This window comes from Exiguobacterium sp. SL-9 (assembly GCF_004336985.1).
Classification (GTDB): Bacteria; Bacillota; Bacilli; order Exiguobacteriales; family Exiguobacteriaceae; genus Exiguobacterium.
Window position 1 is genome coordinate 775,908 of the sequence record NZ_SJUO01000001.1, and the last position, 20,112, is coordinate 796,019.

Annotated in this window: 17 protein-coding genes; 8 read left to right on the forward strand and 9 right to left on the reverse strand. The window is 51.7% G+C overall.

Annotated features, from left to right (window positions below; all coding sequences use genetic code 11):
- Positions 1–79: 79 nt before the first annotated feature.
- The gene (locus EVJ34_RS04015) at positions 80–1,345 is read right to left on the reverse strand and encodes an extracellular solute-binding protein (RefSeq protein WP_131437586.1); all 1,266 of its coding nucleotides are present in this window, start codon (positions 1,343–1,345) and stop codon (positions 80–82) included.
- Between the two features lie 373 nt (positions 1,346–1,718).
- On the opposite strand from EVJ34_RS04015, the gene EVJ34_RS04020 reads away from it, so the two are divergent.
- Together EVJ34_RS04020 and EVJ34_RS04025 are read left to right on the forward strand one after the other, a co-directional pair.
- The gene (locus EVJ34_RS04020) at positions 1,719–3,503 is read left to right on the forward strand and encodes a glycoside hydrolase family 13 protein (RefSeq protein WP_131484754.1); all 1,785 of its coding nucleotides are present in this window, start codon (positions 1,719–1,721) and stop codon (positions 3,501–3,503) included.
- A gap of 157 nt (positions 3,504–3,660) precedes the next feature.
- Entirely contained in the window at positions 3,661–5,019 is a 1,359-nt protein-coding gene (locus tag EVJ34_RS04025; protein WP_131484755.1) for an MATE family efflux transporter, read from the forward strand.
- 39 nt (positions 5,020–5,058) lie between these two features.
- Here the strand turns inward: EVJ34_RS04025 and EVJ34_RS04030 are convergent, their stop codons facing one another.
- The gene (locus EVJ34_RS04030; protein WP_131484756.1) at positions 5,059–5,793 is read right to left on the reverse strand and encodes an enoyl-CoA hydratase/isomerase family protein; all 735 of its coding nucleotides are present in this window, start codon (positions 5,791–5,793) and stop codon (positions 5,059–5,061) included.
- Positions 5,794–5,945: 152 nt separating this feature from the next.
- Between EVJ34_RS04030 and ybaK the strand changes: the two genes are divergently transcribed.
- The 6 genes from ybaK to EVJ34_RS04060 all read left to right on the forward strand — a co-directional run bounded on the left by ybaK (position 5,946) and on the right by EVJ34_RS04060 (position 11,184).
- The gene (gene ybaK, locus EVJ34_RS04035) at positions 5,946–6,410 is read left to right on the forward strand and encodes a Cys-tRNA(Pro) deacylase (protein WP_131437594.1); all 465 of its coding nucleotides are present in this window, start codon (positions 5,946–5,948) and stop codon (positions 6,408–6,410) included.
- 20 nt (positions 6,411–6,430) lie between these two features.
- Complete coding sequence (gene pssA / locus EVJ34_RS04040; protein ID WP_131484757.1) at positions 6,431–7,129, forward strand: CDP-diacylglycerol--serine O-phosphatidyltransferase; 699 nt, start codon at positions 6,431–6,433, stop codon at positions 7,127–7,129.
- An 88-nt stretch (positions 7,130–7,217) separates the two neighbouring features.
- A complete protein-coding gene (locus tag EVJ34_RS04045; protein WP_131484758.1) occupies positions 7,218–7,970 on the forward strand; it encodes a carotenoid biosynthesis protein in 753 nt (250 codons plus the stop codon).
- A complete protein-coding gene (locus tag EVJ34_RS04050; protein ID WP_131484759.1) occupies positions 7,936–8,631 on the forward strand; it encodes a lysophospholipid acyltransferase family protein in 696 nt (231 codons plus the stop codon). The genes EVJ34_RS04045 and EVJ34_RS04050 overlap by 35 nt, the downstream gene beginning before the upstream one ends.
- Entirely contained in the window at positions 8,631–9,698 is a 1,068-nt protein-coding gene (locus tag EVJ34_RS04055; RefSeq protein ID WP_131484760.1) for a glycosyltransferase family 2 protein, read from the forward strand. The genes EVJ34_RS04050 and EVJ34_RS04055 overlap by 1 nt, the downstream gene beginning before the upstream one ends.
- A gap of 19 nt (positions 9,699–9,717) precedes the next feature.
- The gene (locus tag EVJ34_RS04060) at positions 9,718–11,184 is read left to right on the forward strand and encodes a phytoene desaturase family protein (protein ID WP_131484761.1); all 1,467 of its coding nucleotides are present in this window, start codon (positions 9,718–9,720) and stop codon (positions 11,182–11,184) included.
- Between the two features lie 430 nt (positions 11,185–11,614).
- Here the strand turns inward: EVJ34_RS04060 and EVJ34_RS04065 are convergent, their stop codons facing one another.
- The 7 genes from EVJ34_RS04065 to EVJ34_RS04095 form a co-directional block, all read right to left on the reverse strand.
- Positions 11,615–12,454 (reverse strand): phytoene/squalene synthase family protein, encoded by an 840-nt coding sequence (locus tag EVJ34_RS04065; RefSeq protein WP_131484762.1) that lies wholly within the window; start codon positions 12,452–12,454, stop codon positions 11,615–11,617.
- Positions 12,423–13,901 (reverse strand): phytoene desaturase family protein, encoded by a 1,479-nt coding sequence (locus tag EVJ34_RS04070; RefSeq protein ID WP_131484763.1) that lies wholly within the window; start codon positions 13,899–13,901, stop codon positions 12,423–12,425. Before EVJ34_RS04070 ends, EVJ34_RS04065 begins: the two co-directional genes overlap by 32 nt.
- On the reverse strand, positions 13,898–15,424 hold the full coding sequence (locus tag EVJ34_RS04075) for a phytoene desaturase family protein (RefSeq protein WP_255417489.1): 1,527 nt from the start codon (positions 15,422–15,424) through the stop codon (positions 13,898–13,900). Before EVJ34_RS04075 ends, EVJ34_RS04070 begins: the two co-directional genes overlap by 4 nt.
- 73 nt (positions 15,425–15,497) lie before the next feature.
- Positions 15,498–16,499: a class I SAM-dependent methyltransferase gene (locus EVJ34_RS04080; RefSeq protein WP_131484765.1), complete on the reverse strand. Its 1,002-nt coding sequence runs from the start codon at positions 16,497–16,499 to the stop codon at positions 15,498–15,500.
- 101 nt (positions 16,500–16,600) lie between these two features.
- Positions 16,601–16,981, reverse strand: coding sequence for a YisL family protein (locus tag EVJ34_RS04085; RefSeq protein WP_131437615.1), 381 nt, complete (start codon positions 16,979–16,981; stop codon positions 16,601–16,603).
- A gap of 144 nt (positions 16,982–17,125) precedes the next feature.
- Positions 17,126–19,684, reverse strand: coding sequence for an ATP-binding protein (locus tag EVJ34_RS04090; RefSeq protein ID WP_131484766.1), 2,559 nt, complete (start codon positions 19,682–19,684; stop codon positions 17,126–17,128).
- On the reverse strand, positions 19,681–20,043 hold the full coding sequence (locus EVJ34_RS04095; RefSeq protein WP_021066686.1) for a response regulator: 363 nt from the start codon (positions 20,041–20,043) through the stop codon (positions 19,681–19,683). Before EVJ34_RS04095 ends, EVJ34_RS04090 begins: the two co-directional genes overlap by 4 nt.
- Between the last annotated feature and the right edge of the window lie 69 nt (positions 20,044–20,112).

Below are 20,112 nucleotides of genomic sequence, written 5' to 3' on the forward strand. Positions count from 1 at the left end.
AAATCAATCGAGCAAGCGTTTGCTCAATTTCAGAAAATGAGGGGGAACGCCATGTGGCGTACCCCGTCATTTCACATCCTTATTGGTTGTTCGCTTGGATTTGTTGCTCGATGACTTTAACAGCATCGTCAGCTGATTTTTGTGCATCTTGCTTGCCAGTTGCTACGAGCTGAAGCGCTTGAGCCATTGGCTCCCAAACTTGTCCCATTTCAGGAATGTTAGGCATTGGGATTGCGTTCGTTGCTTGATCGAATACCGCCTTCGCAACTTCGTTCGACGTGATTGTCTCGTTCGATTCGAGGGCTGCTACTGGTGGGATCTCGTTGTAAGCTTCAAACATCTTCAATGCGTTCTCTTCGTTCGTGAGTTCTGCGAGGAACATTTCAGCCCACTCTTGGTTCTCCGTGTAAGCAGAAAGTGCATATGTCTTCACGCCCATGAACGTCTTGATTGGCTCACCGTTTGGAAGTGTCGGCATTGCAGACGCTCCGAGGTTGATGCCAGCGTCTGTGTAACCAGCTACTGCCCACGGTCCGTTCATGACTGTGTGTGCTTTCTTCTCAGTGAAGAGTTGGTCCATCGCCTGGCCGCCAGACTCGCCAATCAACCCTTTAGGGAAGAGGCCTTCTTCGTACCATTTGCCGATATAGTCAAAGCCTTCGACTGCGCCTTCGTTGTTCAAGCCGATGTCAGTTGGGTCGAGCGCGCCGCCGTCTTCTTTGAAGACGTAACCGCCGAAGCCAGCCACGACACCGTGTGCGAAGTAGAAGTTATCCCAAAGACCGAGGAAGCCGTACTCGCCTTTGTCTTTAAGATCTGTAGACAACTTGTACAAGTCATCCATTGAAGCAGGAGCTTCTGATACCAAATCCTTGTTGTACATGAGGACTGGCGTTTCAACTGATTTCGGGTAGCCGTAAGCTTGTCCGTCGAACATGACAGCCGACTGCGAAGCGTCTGTGAACGCATCGAGCGCACCTTCATCAGTGAGCGGTGCCAAGTGACCTTGGTCAGCGATCGTTCCGATTTGGTCATGTGGTACGAGAACGATATCAGGACCTTTTCCAGCTGGGCCGTCAAGCGCCAACTTGTCCTTTTGATCCGTCATTTGGACTTCAACGACTTCAACTGCGACGCCGTGTTCTTCTTCAAACGCCTTCGCAACTTCTTTCGTCGTTTCCGACTTTTCAATATCTTCCCAAATTACGATTTTTTCTGGCTTGTTCTCGCTAGTAGAACCGCCTTCGTTAGTAGAACCATTGTCCGTACCGCCACCACATGCAGCAAGTGCACCGAAAGCGAATACTGCCGTTGAAAGTCCTGCTACCATTTTTTTCATCTTCATGATGAAAAACCTCCCCAAGGAAATAGTATGGTCAGATTTGCGCAATCGCACTGGCCTACTGATTGAATCAACTCCGCTACAGAATCAGTAGGTTAGTGAAAACGTTTGCATCCTCACCTCAATTTTTATTATACAGTTGTGTAAGCGTTTTACAAGTCTTTTTTTTCGCTTTTTTTATTGCCGTTGTCCCATTTATCTCTTTTTGAATTTTTTATGGCCCTATTTCGCAAAAAAATGATGAATCGGACGATTGACAAAATGTAAACGCTTTATTACCCTTTGCTTGAGCAAACGTTTTCACAACTGTTGTTTCTTTTCTGGATAGACAGTGTAAAATGGTTATAACCCTCACTAAAGAAAGGAATGCAAACCCATGATCAAAGAAGCTATTTACCATCGCGCCATGTCCCCTTTCGTGTACAAGTACGACCGAGAAACGATACATATTCGCTTCCATACGAAAAGAAATGATATCCAATCTGTTGACTTAATTTGGAATGATCCGTACGACTGGCATTCTGAAGATCCAGCCATGTGGAACTTCGATCCCGACAAGCCGAGTTTCTGGCGTACGTTCGAGACACCAATGGAAAAGATCGGTCACGACGATCAGTACGACTACTGGTTCATCGCCATTAAACCGCCATTCCGTCGCCTTCGGTACGGCTTCCGTCTCCATGATGGAAATGAAACGGCCGTCTATACGGAAAAAGGCTGGTTCGAAGACAAACCGCTTGATGATACAGGCTATTACTTCTGTATCCCGTTCATTAACCCGGTCGATATCTTCCACGCCCCGGCATGGGTGAAAGACACGGTCTGGTATCAAATCTTCCCAGACCGGTTCGCGAACGGTGATCCTTCCAACGATCCGGCAGGCACGCTTCCATGGAATAGTACGGAACCGACGATCACGAACTTCTTCGGCGGCGATTTCCAAGGGATCATCGACCATATCGACCATATCGTCGACCTCGGGATCACCGGGATTTACTTCTGCCCAATCTTTAAAGCGACGACGAACCATAAATACGACACGCTCGATTATATGGAGATCGATCCACAATTCGGCACGAAAGAGCAGTTCAAGCAACTCGTCGACTTGCTTCATGAGAACGGCATCAAAGTCATGCTCGACGCCGTGTTCAACCATGTCGGTTACAACCACCCATGGTTCTTGGACGTCGTCGAGAACGGACCACAGTCGGAATATCGTGACTGGTTCTATCTTCGCGACTTCCCGATCGAGACGACGCCGAAGCCGAACTACGACACGTTCGCTTTCGAGAAGAACATGCCGAAGATCAACACGGAGCATCCGGCGTTAAAAGCTTATCTATTAGAAGTGGCCCGCTATTGGGTCGAAGAGTTCGGCATCGATGGCTGGCGGTTAGATGTGGCGAACGAAGTCGATCACGCCTTCTGGCGCGACTTCCGTAAAACCGTGAAGCAAGCGAACCCGGATGCATACATCCTCGGCGAGATTTGGCATGATGCCCAACCATGGCTCAAGGGCGATCAGTTCGACGCGGTCATGAACTATCCGTTCACGAACGCGAGCCTCAACTATTTCGCGCTCGACCGGACGTCCGCTTCCGAGTTCCGCAATGAATTGACGCGCGTCGAGATGATGAACACGAAGAACGTGAACGAAGTGACGTTCAACTTGATTGACTCGCACGACACGCCGCGTGCCCTCACCCGGACGAAAGGACATAAAGGGAAGTTCAAACTACTCATGATGTCGATGCTCACGTATACAGGCAGCCCATGTATCTATTACGGGGACGAGATTGGCCTCGAAGGTGAACAAGACCCGGGTTGCCGTCGCTGCATGCCATGGGACGAAGCCGAAGAAGATCGCGAGTTGTTCCGCTACGTGCAGAAGTTGATTCGACTCCGCAAAGAGCACCCGGTGCTCGCCAACGCCGGCTCGTATCGCTTCAATCTCGTCGACGATGAAGACAACGCCCTCATCATCGAGCGTTGCACGAAAGATGAGACGTATTTGATTTATTTCAACAACTCAGACTCTGTCTCGAAGCTCAACCCGCTCGGCCATACCGGAAGTGCTTACGACTTGCTTCACGACCGTGATGTAGACTCTCTTGAAATCGAGCTCGCACCTTATAGCGCCACGATTTTAAAAATGAAATAAATTCCGTTTTACACCCGTTTCGGCGGGTGTTTTTTTTGTTGAAAATAATTTACCAAATCCCTTTCTTTTTCATTTCAAAAGGAGTAACATGACCCTTGTGATTTTGACAACGTAAATATTTCATATAAAGAATTGTAGAAACAAGGGAGAATACACCATGCCGACAAAAGACACCGAACAGCTCAGTTTATTTAAAATCTCGTGGCCGATTTTCATCGAACTCGCGCTCCATATGGGGACCGGGATTATCGCCACGCTCATGCTCGCCCATTACTCCGATGCCGCCGCTTCCGCGGTCGGCGTCGCCAACCAAATTTTGAACGTTTTCTTAATCGTCTTCAGCGTCACCTCGGTCGGTGCGACCATCTTGATCGGTCAAGCGATCGGCGCCAATCGGATGAAGAAGAGCCGCGACTTCGCCCGTTCTGCCGTCAGCCTGAACATGTGGCTCGGTGTGCTCATGGTCGCTGTCGTGTTCTTGTTCGGTGAGACGTTCCTGCGCCTGTTCGGTTTATCGGATGAGCTGTTCGCCCACGGGTTGTTGTTCTTGCAAATCGTCGGGTTGTCGCTGTTCACCGAAGCGCTCATCATGGCGCTCAGTTCCGTCCTCCGGAGCCATGGGATGACGAAGCATGCGATGCTCGCCACACTCTTAATCGATATCATCACAGCCATCGGAGCGATGCTCGCCGTCATGGGCTGGTTCGGTCTCCCTGTGACAGGTGTCGCCGGTGTCGCCTGGGCTATCGTCATCGCCCGTTTCTCGGCAATGGTGCTCTTGTTCTGGATCGTCAAGAAGCGGCTCATGCTCCGCTTCCCGCTCAAGGAATTGATGAAGCCGCAACGCGACGATATTCGCGCTTTGCTCCAAATCGGGGTCCCGTCGGCTGGAGAAAACTTATCGTATCAGTTCTCACAAATTATCATCACCGGCTTTATCGCCACGATGGGCGAGGCTTCCCTCGCCGCTCGGGTGTACGTCATGAACTTGTCGATGCTCGCCTTCTTGTTCACGGTCGCCGTCGCGCAAGGGACGCAGCTGTTGATTGCTCGAGATATCGGCGGGAAACGGTTCAAAGAAGCGTATACCCGCGCCGTCAAAACGTTGAAGATTGCCATGTTCGCTTCACTCGTGGCGTCGCTCGGACTCGCGGTGTTCGGCAAGTCGTTACTCGGCCTGTTCACATCGAATCCGGACATCATCGCCGTCGGCGTACCGATTTTATGGGCGACGCTCATCCTGGAGCCGGGTCGCGCTATGAACATCGTCCTGATGGGTTCACTCAAGTCGGTCGGCGATGTTCGCTTCCCGGTCATGATTGGAATTGCCTCGATGTGGGGCGTGGCCGTCGTCTTCAGTTATTTGTTCGGACTCCAGATGGGACTCGGCGTCCTCGGCATTTGGCTCGCCTTCTCACTCGACGAGTGGTTCCGCGGTTTCTTCGCTTTCCGTCGTTGGAAGTACGGCACGTGGCAACAAAAAGGCTTCCAATTCGAACCGAAGCCAACTTCATAATTAACCAAAAAGAAGCGGTCGCTGTGACCGCTTCTTTTTTCATCGATTGAGGAACGCCTGCATCGCCTGGCGATGAACGTCCGTCTGACCACATTTCCGTTGCCAGATGATCTCTTGCTCGAGACCGTCCTCGAACGAGTCGGCCCCGAATAACGCCTTCATGCCTTGCACCGCTGTCGGTGATTTGGCCGCGAGCGTCTCGGCATAGGTCGTCAACCGCTCCAAGTACGCCTCATCTTCGACGAGCTCGGTGACGAGACCGAACGTTTCGGCCTGTTCGGCGTCGATTGTGCTGCCGCTCCACATCCAAGCGAGCGCGAGATCTGGCCGCATCAAGCGTCGTAAATGGTACGGTCCCCCGGCGTCGGCGACAAGGCCAATTTTGATGAAGGCGGAACTAAATTTCGTCGACCTTGCGACGAGGCGAACGTCCGCCGCAAGCGCCAGACTCAAGCCCGCCCCCGCGACGACCCCGTGAATGCCGGCGATGATTGGTTTCGGACAGTCAGCGAGCACCCGCACGAGTGGATGATACACCTCTTCTAAATAGAGACCATAGTCGGCGTCACTCTCAATCGTCAAGTCTTGGCCGGACGAGAAGGCACGCCCTTGCCCGACGAGCACGATGACGTGGACAGTTTCATCCGCCACGATCTCTTCGATGGCTTCCCTCGCCTCGCGTAGCAACGTCTCATTCAGCGCGTTTAGTTTTTCCGGTCGGTTCCACTTGAGCCAGCCGACCCCGTTCCGCCGTTCTAGTTGAATCGTTTCCATCCTATCTCCCCCTTTATTAAAATGAATCACTATTCATTTCTATATCGTGGATTCTGTTTCCTTCTTGTCATAGAAACTTTCCGAGTTCGATTGCCCGACGCTACCACTATTTGCTATTCTTAAAAGAGTCGTTCAACGAAAGGGTGGGACTGATGCAACTGACGAATGCCGCAAGACAATTGAAACAACGGAACATCCCGTTCACGTACCACTCCTATGAGGTGGACACGTCCGATGTCTCCGCCAAACATGTCGCCGCGGCACTCGGTAAACCGCTCGACCAGCTCTATAAAACGATTTGTCTCGAGAATGAGCAGCGGCGCTACGCCTTTTTCCTCATCTCAGGAGAGTTAGATATCGATTTGAAAGCGGCCGCGAAAGCTTGGGGCACCAAAAAAGTCTCGCCCGTCCCCATGAAAGAGCTTGAGGCGCTGACCGGCTATATCCGCGGCGGTGTCTCACCAATTGGAGCGAAGAAACGGTTTCCTGTCTACTTGCATGACAGCGCTAAACAAAAAGACACGATCATCATCTCGGCCGGCAAGCGCGGCTATCAACTCGAACTCACACCGGCCGATTTGCTCCGGTTCACGGACGGTCACTGGTTCACTCAATGACAAAGATGGAGGCAATACCTATGTGGAAAGAACGAATCCGGTCATGGATTCCTAACTCGTTTACGTTCGGCAACTTGTTCTGCGGCGTCTTGGCGATCGTCTATGCGGCGCGCGGCGACTTCTCGAACGCGACGCTGCTCATCATCATCGCCATGATGCTCGACAGTTTGGATGGACGGCTGGCCCGTATGCTCGGGGTGGCCGGTGATTTTGGAAAAGAACTCGACTCGCTCGCCGATGTCGTCACGTTCGGGGTCGCCCCGGCGTTACTCGCTTACTATACATTCTTTATCGATTACGGCAATTACGGCCTCTTTTTCGCCGCCTTATTCCCGTTGTTCGGCGCCTACCGCTTGGCCCGCTTCAACTTGTCGGCGACGAACGTCACGGCCAGTTACTTCTCGGGTGTGCCGATCACTGCGGCCGGCGGCTTGCTCGCCGTCGTGACGACGTTTGGAGACCAAATCAGCGAATTACTCACCCCAATCTTTTTCACGGGGCTCGCCCTGCTCATGGTCAGCCGCGTGCGTATCCCGAGTTTCAAAGATGTGCCGCTCCCGCGCCACTCGTTCATTATCACGGTTAGCCTCGTCTACTTGACGTACATGATTCTGGCCCGCTGGAAAGAATGGCCGTCGTTTTGGTTCATCGCCGTCACGTTTTATGTCTTATTTATCGCCTTCTCATTCGTCAAGAAGCGAAAACAGATGGCGAATTGATGAGTCCCTCTCGAGGGGCTCTTTTTTTTGCATGCATTTATTAGACGGATTTCAAAAACCTCTCTAGAATGAAAGGTGAGGTGATGAAATGAAAGTGTATCCATGGATTTGGAAATGGTTTTTAGTTTGGTATGTCATCGGGGTCGTCCTCGTTGGCTTTGACTTGTTGCCGAGTTGGCTCGAATGGGCGAACCCGGTGTTCTTATGGCTCGCTGGGGCCATCGGCGGTTGGGTCATTGCGGACGGCGTCCGCCACGCCCGTTTGATCGTCCCGTTCATCTTCTTCGGCTCGATTGCCGTCGAGACGCTCGGTGTCAAAACCGGGTTCCCGTTCAGCGAGTATATCTATGCCGAGGCGTTCGGTCCGACCGTGTTCGGCGTGCCGGTCACGATTGGCGCGGCATGGCTCGCCGTCATCGGCTCGAGTTTTGCCGTCGCCCGCTTGTTCTCGTTCAAGAACCGCACGCTCTGGCTCGTCCCGTTCCTCGCTGTTTGGCTCGACATGGCGATTGATCCGGTCGCAGCGAACGTGAAAGGCTATTGGGAATGGGCCAATGACGGTCTGTATTATGACATCCCGACGCAAAACTTCGTCGGCTGGTTCGGACTGTCGCTCATTTTCTCGTGGTTACTCGACCGGTTTGAAGTCGAGGCGGAGCCGATGTTGCTCGGGCACGGCCGTTATTTGTTCGTCATGCTTCACGCCTTGTTCGGTGTCACGGCAGTCAACGCCGGTCTCTATGGGATCGGTGTACTCAGCGTCGTGACAGCCGCAGGCCTCATCTTGATAGAACGGAGGAGCCGACATGATCGAAGCGAGCAAAAAGAAATGGTTCAATAATCTGTTCTCGACGTTCGTCAAAGAACGTCAAATCCGTCCGTTTTTCCATACCATTCACGTCCGGACCGATGACGTGCCGACACCAGGGTTGTTTTTAAGCACACATAGTTCTTGGTGGGATGGGATGATTTTACTCATGTTGAACGAATATTATTTGCGCCACGATGTCCACGTCTTGATGGATGAGGATGGGTTGCGCCGCTTCCCGTTCTTCCGTCACTTGGGCGCATTCTCCATCCAGAAAGGAAAGTTGTCCGACGTGCGTGCCTCGCTCGACTATGCCAATCGTCTCTTGTCTGAAGGCAAGTCCGTCTGGGTGTTCCCGCAAGGACGTGAATATCCGCAAGAACAACGTCCGCTTGAGATTGGCACAGGTGCGACGATGCTACTTCAAAAATCAGAAGTCCGTTTATGCGCCATCTATTATACGTTCGCATCGCACGCGGCCCCACTCGTCTATGTGCGCTTCCGCAACCATACGGTCATGTCTGAGACGAGGCGGCTTCAAAAGCAAGAGCTCGCCGAAGCACTCGAACGTCTGTATGACGATACGCGCGACGACGTGATCAATCAATCCGACCGCTATATCGCCTTGTTCCCTCCGAAACGCAGCCTCGCGGATTGGACGGAACACTTGCTCCAAATCGGGAGAGGCCGCTGATGGTGATTCTCGCGCTCACGTTCTTGATGTTTGTCTTCACGTTGGTGAACTTACTATTCCTGCGCCCACTCACTGCGCCCATCTCTGCCCCTCCGACTGCGGTATGTATTCCGCTACGGAACGAAGAGCGGAACGTGCCGAAACTCATCACCAGTTTGAAGCACGCCTTGACGGATGGATGCCATGTCTATTTATATGAGGACCGGTCCGAGGATGATACATACGAAGCACTCGTCCGGGCAATCGAAGACGATGCCCGCTTCACCATTTTCCGTGGCGTGCCGCTTCCTGAAGGTTGGGCCGGCAAAGTTCATGCGTGTCATCAGTTGGCGACCCAAACGACCGAGCCGTACGTGTTGTTCCTCGATGCCGACGTCACGGTCGACCCGACGTTCATCGGGCGATTACATGGCACACTCGCACGCGAAAGAGCGGTCTTCTTGTCCGGCTTCCCTCGTTTTCCGACACCGACATGGCTCGGGAAACTGTTGATTCCGATGCAGCACGTCTTGATTGCCCAGCATTTGCCGTTGTTTTGGCGAAAAGTGCGCCATCCCGCTTTCGCCGCCGCCAACGGGATGAACGTGCTCGTCGAGCGTGAAAGTTATGACGACGTCGGTGGACACGCCTCGATTCACGATTCGTTGATTGATGATATCGACCTATGCCGTGAGTTCAAGCGACGCAAAAAAGTCACCTCGCTCGTCAACGTCTCCCCCTATATTACGTGTGACATGTATGCGACGAACGAAGAAGTCTGGAACGGGTTTTCAAAGAACGTATTCAAGGGAATGAATGAAGCAGTGGGCATCGCCCTTTATTTCTTCTTATACTACGGTATCCAGCTATCTGCTTTCATCGCATTCCTCGTATATATGGATTGGACTTCGTTTTTGGCGTGCGTGTTCGTCTTACTCGCTCGGTTGGCGATTGACATCAAGTCGGGAGGACACCACTTTTGGCTCCATCCGTTCAGTCTCATCGCCTATTTGTTGCTCTTGTCGAGCGCGGTCGTACGCAAATGGCGACGAAAGCCGATTTCATGGAAAGGCCGTACGTATCAATAATCTTGCTAGGAGGCACAACATGAAACATATCGCTATTATCGGGGCCGGACTCGGCGGCTTGAGTGCCGCCGTCACCCTTGCCGCTCGCGGTTACGATGTGACCGTCATTGAAAAGAATGAACACGTCGGCGGAAAGCTCATGCCGATCATCACCGATGGACACCGTTTCGATTTTGGACCAAATACGATCACGATGCCGGACGTGTTCCGTTCTGTCATCCGTAACAGTGGCGCCAACCCGGACGACTATTTCGATCTCGTCAAACTTGATTCGCACACGGTGAATCACTTCTCGGACGGTTCGACGTTCACGTTCCATTCAGACCGTGAAAAAATGGAAGCTGAGGTACGCCGGCTGACGGGCGACAAGGCCAACAAAAATCAATTGACCGACTACTTGGACGAGGCGGAAAAACTGTTCGAGATCGCCAACAACCGTTTCTTCACACGGATGGACTCTAAAATCGATACTGGACTTTGGGCCGATATGATGAAAGTACATCCGCTTAAGAGCCTTCATGCGCTCCATAAGAAATACTTTAAAGATCCGCGCATCATTCAGGCGCTTGATCGATATGCGACGTATATCGGTAGCAGCCCGTATGTCACACCGGGCACGTTCGCATTGATCTCGCATTTGGAACTCAATGACGGCGTCTATTTCGCGAAAGGCGGGAATTGGACGATTGCGAAAGGTTTCGCCAAACGTGCCAGTGAACTTGGCGTCGAGTTCCGTCTCGGCCATGAGGTCACGAAAATCGAAGTGACGAACGGGAAAGCGCACGCGGTCGTCATCGACCATGAAGAAGTCATGTCTTGTGATGCCGTCTTATTGAACGGAGAATTGCTGACGCAATATCCACGGCTCGTCGATGCTATCGACCGCCCTTCGTTCCCTGTACCGACGCGCGATACAATCGAACCATCCGTGTCCGCTTTCGTCATCATGGTCGGCTTGAACAAGCGATTGAACTTGGCACATCATAACGTCTATTTCTCAGACGACTACGAAGCGGAGTTCCGAGCACTGTTTGACGAAGAACGGTATGCGGATGAGCCGACAATCTACATCTCGAACTCGGCCCATACGGACGCATCGATGGGAGAAGCTGGTGACAACTTGTTCATTCTCGTCAACGCACCGGCCCATATGACCGAAATCGATGCCGAGACGTATGAACATTTGATTCGTCGACGCCTCCGGAAGTTTGGCGTCGATTGGGAAGACCGCGACGTCCTATTCCACCGTCGTGTCACCCCGCTTGACTTGACGCGTGATTTTTATGCGTATTACGGATCGTTGTACGGCACGTCAGCCAACTCGAAAAAGGGAGCGTTCTTCCGCCCATCCGCTCGCTCAGAAGATGTGTCGAACATTTGGTTTGCGGGTGGTTCGACCCACCCGGGCGGTGGTAGCCCGATGGTGACGCTTTCAGGACAGTTTGCGGCCCGTTCGATGTTAGAGGACATACCTCTGACAATTTGAACATTTTGTGAACAGAAGATTCGACACTTGTCGACACCGGATAGACGTGATAATATCATATTCGAGTTCAAGCAGTTTTGTAACGTTTGTTACACCTGTAGCGATCGAACGGCTTCCCCGAGCCTATCGCGTTTTGAACTTGTCACACCCGAGAAAAAAGTGATGAGCGAGTTTCCCCACTCGTATCCCGTGGCTGGAACAGCATGCATTATGATGTTCCCCCTTAGTCCATCAAGCATCCTGCTTCAGCGAAGATGCCCCATCGTTTCATTCCCCATGAGACGAGGCACATCTTTAGGGTTCATCACGTCCGATTCGTTCGTTTCCCCGATGAACGAATCACACAACGCTTACACCACTTTTGGTCCCCCGCCAAAAGTGGTTTTTTTGTGCGCAAAAAAGACAGCCGTCTCGTGACGGCTGCCTTCTCTTATAGTTTGGCCAACAGTTTTCCTTTTTGAATCGTCGAGACATACGCTCGCTTCGTGAAGACGTCGTGTCCGTTCTGCCGGGCCGCGTCCAAAATCCCTTCATAGAGCAGCCCCGCCGCACTGACTGGCTTCCGGCTCGTCACAGGGTACAAGTGATGTGTCTCCCGGGCTCTGGTATATAGTTGTTCGGCCCGGCGCGCCATCGTCTCCCAGACGTTCACAAACGCCGGTGTCACTTGTCGCGCGAACAAGACTTCTTCTGAGATACCAAACTCCGTCAGTAACGATTGTGGCACATAAATCCGATCACGGTCGAGGTCTTCGCCGACGTCACGCAAAATGTTCGTCAACTGCATCGCGATCCCTAAGTCGATGGCGCCTTGTTTCAACTGGTCCCGCTCTGTCGCATCCACGTCCGGCGCGAGGATCGGCAACAACATCAAGCCGACGGTACTGGCCGCATAGTAACTATATTGTTCCGTCTCCTCAAGCGTCGCATAACGCGTCTTATGTAAGTCCCATTTCATACCTTCCGCCAATTCGAAGAACGGATCGACGTCCATATCGTACCGTCCCCAGACGTCACGTAACGCCACCCAGAGAGCATCCGGCAAGGGTTCACCTGCCAAGAAGCGATCGAATTCAGCCAAAAATTGAGTCAAGCTCTCTTCGGGCCGGTCCGATTCATCGACCGCGTCATCGAGCGTCCGACAAAACGTATAGACCGCGGCCACGGCCTGACGGTCTGGTTTGGAGAGCAAGGAAAAGGCCCGATAAAACGTGAGCGAGCCTTTTTTCATTACGTCTTCACAGTGACGATACGCTTCTTGTGTCGTCATGGTACAATGCCCCCATTTCTTCTTCCATTCTTTTCACTAACAGCTGCGAGCCGATCATGACGATTGGGACTCCTCCACACGGATGCACCGATGCGCCGACGGCGTAAAGGCGGTCGATATGCGCGTACGGGCGAGCCTGCGGTTTGAACGCGGCCGACTGGGCCAATTTCGGGGCAATGCCGAAACTACCACCTTCGAATAAACCAAACCGTTCTGCATCCATCGGCGTCCGTACTTTCATCTCGAGGACACGGTCCCTGAAGTCGGGGACCATCTGTTCGATCCGACCAATCAAATGCTCGATTGCTCCGCTCGCTTCAAAGTCCTCACGTTCCAATTTGCGTGGGACCGGAACGAGAACATAGAGGACGCTCGTCCCGTCCGGCGCCAATGAGTCGTCAATCAAAGATGGATTGAACGTATACATCGCCGGATACTTGCTTAGTTTACCATCTTCGAAGATGGTCCGCATCGACCCGGCAAAATCATTCGGTAAATCGAATTGGTGGACCGGTAACTCGATCTCCCCAGTGACGGTGAAGTAAAGCAAGAGCGTTCCGCTCGACGGTTCATATGATTTCGGTTTGACGCCATCAATCAACCGTTCCATGAGCGGGAAGTCTCCGTTGACGACGACCGCATCATACGCATGAACGACACCGTCCACGATGACCGCGTTCGCCTGACCTTGCTCGACTCGGACCCTTTCCACGTTCGCATTCAACTCGAATTTGACGCCGCGTCGTCTCAACTCTTGTTCTACTTTCGTCGCCAGTGAGAAATATCCTCCCTTGACGTACCAGATTCCCTCCTCTTGTTCGCGATACGGAATCAAACCATAGAGGGATGGAGTATCATACGGGTTCCCACCGATATAGAGCGTTTGGAGGCTGTAGGCGACGCGCAGGCGTTCGTCTTTGAAGAAGCGTTTCATGTTCTCATGGGCCGTCTCATACGCCTTCAAGCGCATGAGGAGCATCAATAGTTTCGGTTCGAACAAATCGGTCTTGCCTTTATAACCGCGATCTAAGAACGCATCGAACCCAAGGCGGTACTCTTCCCGTTTTTGGGTCATATACTTTCTAAATCCGTCGCCCTCATTGAACAGACGGTCAATTTCGGCCGCCTGGCGCTCGATGTCACGATATTTGTGGAACGTCGTACCGTCCTCGTAACGAAGGCGATAAAGCGGGTCGACCTCGATCAACTCGAGCTCTCGTTCCGGAAAGCCGGCCTCTAGGAGCTGACTTTTCAGTTTCTTAGGCAATAAGACGATGGTCGGTCCTTCATCAACCCGGGCCCCGTTCGCGAACTCGACATAATTGAGCCGACCGCCGACGCGTTGTTCTTTCTCGTAGATCGTCACGTTTAACGACGGATATTTATGGGTCAACAGGAGCGCCGCATAGAGCGATCCGATGCCGGCACCGACGAAACTGATGTTCATTGGCCGACACCTGCCCGGTCACGCAACAAGTTGGCGGTGATCCGCGCCGACTCAAAAATCGTCGGCAGTCCACTGCCTGGATGTGTCCCACCACCGACGAGCCAGACGTGGTCGAGCTCTTCGAATTGGTTATGGGGACGGAAATACATCATCTGTGACAAGTTATGTCCTAAGTTGAACGTCGCACCTTCATAGACACCGAACGCCTCCCAATCGTTTGGCGTGAGCGGCTGCATCACTTCGATATGGTTACGGATCTCACGATACGGTGAACGCGTCTCGAGGGCATCGAGGACGCGCTCGGTCATCGTCGCCTCGAGCGTCTCCCACGGTAAATTCGACAAGTTGTTCGGCACCGGAACGAGTACGTAAAGTGATGATTTCCCTGCCGGTGCGAGCGTCGGGTCAATCCGTGACGCATTTTGGACATAGAACGAGAAATCCTCGCTCAATTTCAACTCTTGCGTCATCTCCTTCACGTTCCGCTCATAATCGTCGGCAAAATGAATCGAGTGATGCGCGACATCGTCATAGACGCGGTCGAGCCCAAGATAGAGCATGAACGTCGAGCATGAATAGCGCTTCTTCTTCAGCTGCTTCGGACTCCAACGTGTCAGTGCGTCGCTCGGGACGAGCGTTGTCATCGAGTGCGCGAAGTCCGCGCCGACAATCACTTCGTCAAAGGCATAGTGGACGTTGTTTGCCACGAGCCCGTTGACGCGTTTTCCGTCGAGCAAGAGACGGTCGACGCCTTCTCCGAGACGAATTTCTCCGCCTTCTTCTTCGATGACGCGCGCCATTGCTGTACATAGTTGGTTCACGCCGCCAATCGGATGATGGACGCCGTAGGCATGCTCCATATACGACAAAATCGAGAAGCCGCCGGGACAATCCCAAGCCGACATCCCTAAATATTTGGCTTGGAACGTGAACGCGTATTTCAGCTCCTCGCTCGTGAAGTATTCCGATAACACGTCATATAACGATTTACCGATCGACAAGAACGGGAGCGCCTTCAAGACGCGCGTGGCCACGTAATCCGTCAACTTGTCGTGCGCCGTCTGTAGGACCGGCATCAACTTCGAAAGCTTGATGGCTTGTTCGGCCATGAAGCGTTCGTATCCTTCCCCGTTGCCCGGGAACTGTTCTTCGATCGCCTGATGCATTTGATCGCGGTCGGTCGTCATCGATAGAACGCGATTCCCTTTATCGAAATAAAGGTCGTACATCGGTTCGAGTTGCTTCATCTCGACGTAGTCATGTAAATCTCGACCTGTCTCTTCGAATATTTCTTCTAAAATATACGGCATATTTAAAAAAGTCGGGCCACGATCAAACGCGAATTCTCCGACTTGAAGACGCGACGTCCGTCCACCGACGAATGCCTGCTTCTCAAACACTGTTACCTTCACACCACGACTTGCGAGCAGCATAGCGGCCGCAAGTCCTCCTGGTCCGGCACCGATTACGGCGACTCTTTTTTCCGACACGTTGAACAACTCCCTATGTGAAAAGTCTCTTATGCTTCTATCCTATTATAGAAATGACTGGAGACAAGTTCAAATCTGAATCGGCTCGTCGTGTGTCCGTGATGTGTCAATTGTCGCGTTTCGCGATGACAATGTACCACGACCCTTCTGGGATGAACGGGATGAAACGGACGTTATCAAAGCCGACCTTGTGCATTTGACGACGTAACTCACGAATCGTCGGGAGCGGATAGAGATTATCATGCAACGTCATGAACGCATTGAACGCTGAGGCAAATCGAGACCCGAGCGGCGTCTCCGCGAGCGGAGTGACGAGGACGGCGACACCTGCTTCGTCTAAGTTTTCAAGCATCCGTCCGAGCAGCTCGATTCGTTGTTCCGGGGAGAAGTAGTAGAGCATATTATTCATCATGACGGCATCAAACCGTTCGTCATGGTCCCATTCCATGAAGTCAGCCACTTCGTAATGGATGTCGCCCGACTCGTCCTGATCCCTAGCTTCGGCAATGACATCTTCCTCGAGATCGATGCCGGTCAGTTGCCAATCAGGTTCGAGCCCGTGTAGTTTCCGTAAATAGCCGCCGTGCCCGCATCCGATATCGAGCATCGTCTTGACGTCGGCCTGACGCAACAGCTGTTGCACGACCGGGAACGCGACCGTCTCGACGAGCGTCGACGTCTGTGCGACGACTTGGCCATGCGTCGCACCGTCGAACGTCTTCTGTGTACCCGACTCTAAAAAGTCAGGGTATGCGATGAGTGCCGGAATATGAAGTTCCATCATCTCTTGGAGCATGAAACCGATACTACGCTCATCTTCGTGCGACAACTGATATTTCAAACTACGTGTCGGGAAATAGCGCCAGCCTTTCTTCTTCAAATGGCGTACGGCGACCCCGACTTCGAGCCAACGTTCAAGCGCTAGTTTCGTCAATGGCTGTTTCAAGCGAAGCGTCATCTCCGCAAAACTTGCCCCGCCTTGGAGCGCGTCGAACAATCCATATTTATACCCGATATACCCGTGCCAGAGCGGCAGGAACGATTCGGTTTGTTTCATCCATCTGCGTGCGTGCAAAACGCGTGACCATTCATTCATCTGTTGTTCCATCGTTTCACCTCATCATCGTTATCACTGATTTTTTTATTTTCCCCTAATAATTTACGGACAAACAAAAAAATCCCACTTCGATGTGCGAAGTGGGAACCAAATTAAATGAAATTGCTGAAGAACGACTGACCGTAAGGCAACGCATAGCCGATGAAAATCGTCACAAGTGCGAGAATAGCAAAACCGCCGAACATTGCGTTCGCTGGTTTTTTCTTCTTCACGCGGATGAGCGTCATCTCACCGAAGATGAGTGTGAGCAGTCCGACCGTGATTTTCACGTGATAGAACATGCCGCCACCGTTCAATTGTAAATACAAATAAAGTCCTGTGCCGAACGCGACGAGCAACATGAGTCGAAACACCATGTGGGCAATCTTCCCGCTCTTGTTCGCGTTCTTATAGCCGACGTAAGCGACGGCGAACAAGACGAGTAACAAGATCCAGCTCGTGACGTGCGTGTGTAGGAATGCAGTTAATGGCATTCAAAGTCCCCCTTTCCATTATGTACAATCTCTATTGTACACGAGTCGCTCGGATTGCGGTCAAGCGGGTAATTGAAAAACCTTCGCTTGCACCAAAAAGGCGCCTCATCGATGATCGATAGGCGCCTTGGCGTGTTGACGTGATTAAGCTGTCGTCGTTTCTTGTTCACGGACGGCGTATTCATAACTTGGAATGACGACCGTGAACGTCGAACCTTGATGTTGGACCGACTCGACATGAATCTGACCCGCGTGCCCACGGACGATTTCCTGACAAATCGGGAGGCCTAGTCCGGTTCCACCGATTTCACGGCTATCCGAATTGTCGACCCGATAAAATTTGTCGAAGAGACGGTCGAGCGCATCGCTTGGAATACCGATGCCTTGATCCTTCACTTTAATCGACACCGATTGGTCGTGATGACCCAGTTCGACGGTGATTTTCCCGCCACGCGGAGAATATTTCACAGCGTTCGAGAGCAAGTTGCTCATCAACTGCTTAAACTTCTGACAATCCGCGAACAGTTCATACGGACGGTCATCGGTCGCAATCACTTCGAATTGATGTTTCAATGACGACGCTTCATAGAACGTCATCATGTCACGCACAATCGGTTCAATATCAAGCTGTTCCCGATCATACATTTGACTACCAGCTTCCATGCGCTGCACGTCGAGGAAGTCGTTGACGAGATGTGTAAGTCGTTCCGTCTCGGCGTGGATCGTCTGTAGATACTTCGCTTGCTTCTCGTTCGGCAATTGCTTCTTGACCATGAGTTCGGTGAACCCGTAAATCGACGAGAGCGGTGTCCGCAATTCATGAGAAATCGTCGAGATGAATTCGCTCTTCAAGCGTTCTGCCTCGGTCTCGCTCGTGATGTCACGGAAGACGAGCAATGTCCCTTTCGATAACCCACCGACGACGATCCGTTCTGCATACATCTGCAAGTTCATCTCGCCTTTACGGATCGAGAAGCTGACGCTGTCGTGTGGGAAATCGTCAGTGAAAAGACGATCCGTATACTTCATGAAATCATCTTCTTGGTCGACCGTTGTCGAAATCGTCTCGCGCCATTCGTTCCATGACAGTTCTGCAAGTTCTCTCGATGTGATTTCATCGAGTTCAGGGAACATTTCATAGAGTGGTCGGTTGACGAAGACATCATCGGTCGAATGCTCGACGTAAATGACCGCCTCACGAATCGAGTCCAGAATTCGTTCTGTCTTCCCTTTCTCACGAGTCATCTCTTCAAATAAACGCATCCGGAGAAGCGAGAGCGACAACTGGCGAGCGAACGACATGATATCACCCATCTGTGTTTGTGTGAAACGGTCCTTATAGCGGACGAGATAGATGAACGCGATAATCGAATCATCCGTCGGGTCATGGACCGGCACAGCCGTCTCATACATGTAGTATGGATACGGGAGTGGGTGGTCGCTCGCGACTTGTTTCGACGAGTGCACGGTCGTGCGCAGCGTCATCGCACGCGTCAAGACGGAATTCTCGCTATCGAGCAATTGACGCGTGAGCGTCTCGTTCAAGCCGTGGCTTGTAATCGAGAACGAGCCCGTTGCATCGACAAAAACGAGGGCGCCGACTTCGGAGTCGGTGATGGCGACTAGTTTCTCGATAATCTCTGGATAAGCGGTCAACGAGTCTCGTGCCGCGAGTGTCTCGGTCAACTCGTTGCGATAAGCCAAGTGCTGCTCATTCTGTTGCGTTTGCTCCAAGATTTCTTCGAGTTCTTGTTGCTGGGCCTGGAGTTCTTCTTGTTGCGCGATCAATTCTTCTTGTTGCGCCTGCAATTCGTGGTTCTTCTCAATCAAGTGACGTTCGTTATCACGAAGCGTCTCAGCCATCTTGTTGAAGGACCGCGACATCGTCCCGATTTCGTCTTCACGATCCATCTGATCACTCATGTCGACGATCTCACCTTTCAACAAGCGGTCAGATGCGACTGACAAGCGGGAAATCAACTGTGTTTGACGGCGCAAAAACGGTTGGATGACTAATAGAATCAATGCGGCGAACGACAAGATGCTCGCAATCCACAAGAATTGTAAAATGTCATTGTTCAATTTCCAAGAGTCATATACTTTTTGTTTTTCACTGTCCATCAACGTTTTATAATCAGCTAACGCCGTCTCGATTTGTTGAATCGGTCCCAGTGTATCGATGCCTCGTTCAGAATCGTATGGAACGGCGCCCTGTGCAATCAATCGTTCTGCTGTCGATAACGTCAATATCGTTTCCGGGTTGATCGTTGTCTCGGTAATTTCACCTTCAGCGCGCAATTGTCCGTATTCTGTCGTCACCGGAAGGATGACGCCGAAATAGAAGTCATGAAATTGTTGCAAGTCTTCTGCGAAAATCTCACCTTGTTTCGTTTGGACGACGCTCTTGAACCAGTTGATTTCTTGCTGGAACTCATTCTCTTTCGTACGAGCCAAATCAAGTAATTCTGGATCGCCAAAGAGAAGATAACCGCGTGCGTCGTATTGAGCACCTTGCCATTCGTCCCATAGCGTGTTCAACCGTTCAATCCGTTCATCAACGTCTTCTAGCCGTTGTTCATTTTCGGCAACTCGCTCTTGCATGTACGTGTACATGATCATCGATCCCACGAGTGCGAGCGCGAGGAATGAATAGAGGACGACCATAAGGTCGCGACCGAGTTTTTGTTTAAACCATCTGTTCAATTCACAATGCCTCCTATAATCTTCACCAACTCAAGTGGACTGAACGGCTTGGAAATAAAATAGTCGACGCCAATCTCGTTCGCGCAATCACGATCAGATTGTTGGCTCTTCGCCGTGAGCATCATCACTTTTGTATGTTGACGTCCCGGTAGTTTCCGTACTTTCTCGATGACCTCAAGACCGGTCATGCCTGGCATCATATGGTCGACAATCACGAGATCATACTCGTTCTGTTCGATCAGCCGATAGGCTTCAAGGCCGTCTGGCGCTTCATCAATGTCATATCCTTCATCTTCTAATGTATCTAAAACAAGCATCCGTAATACTTCTTCATCTTCTGCTAGTAAAATTTTCACCATGACGATTCCTCCATTTTTTATCCCATTCCATTATTTTAACGGATTCAGTTCGTAATCACAAAAAATAAG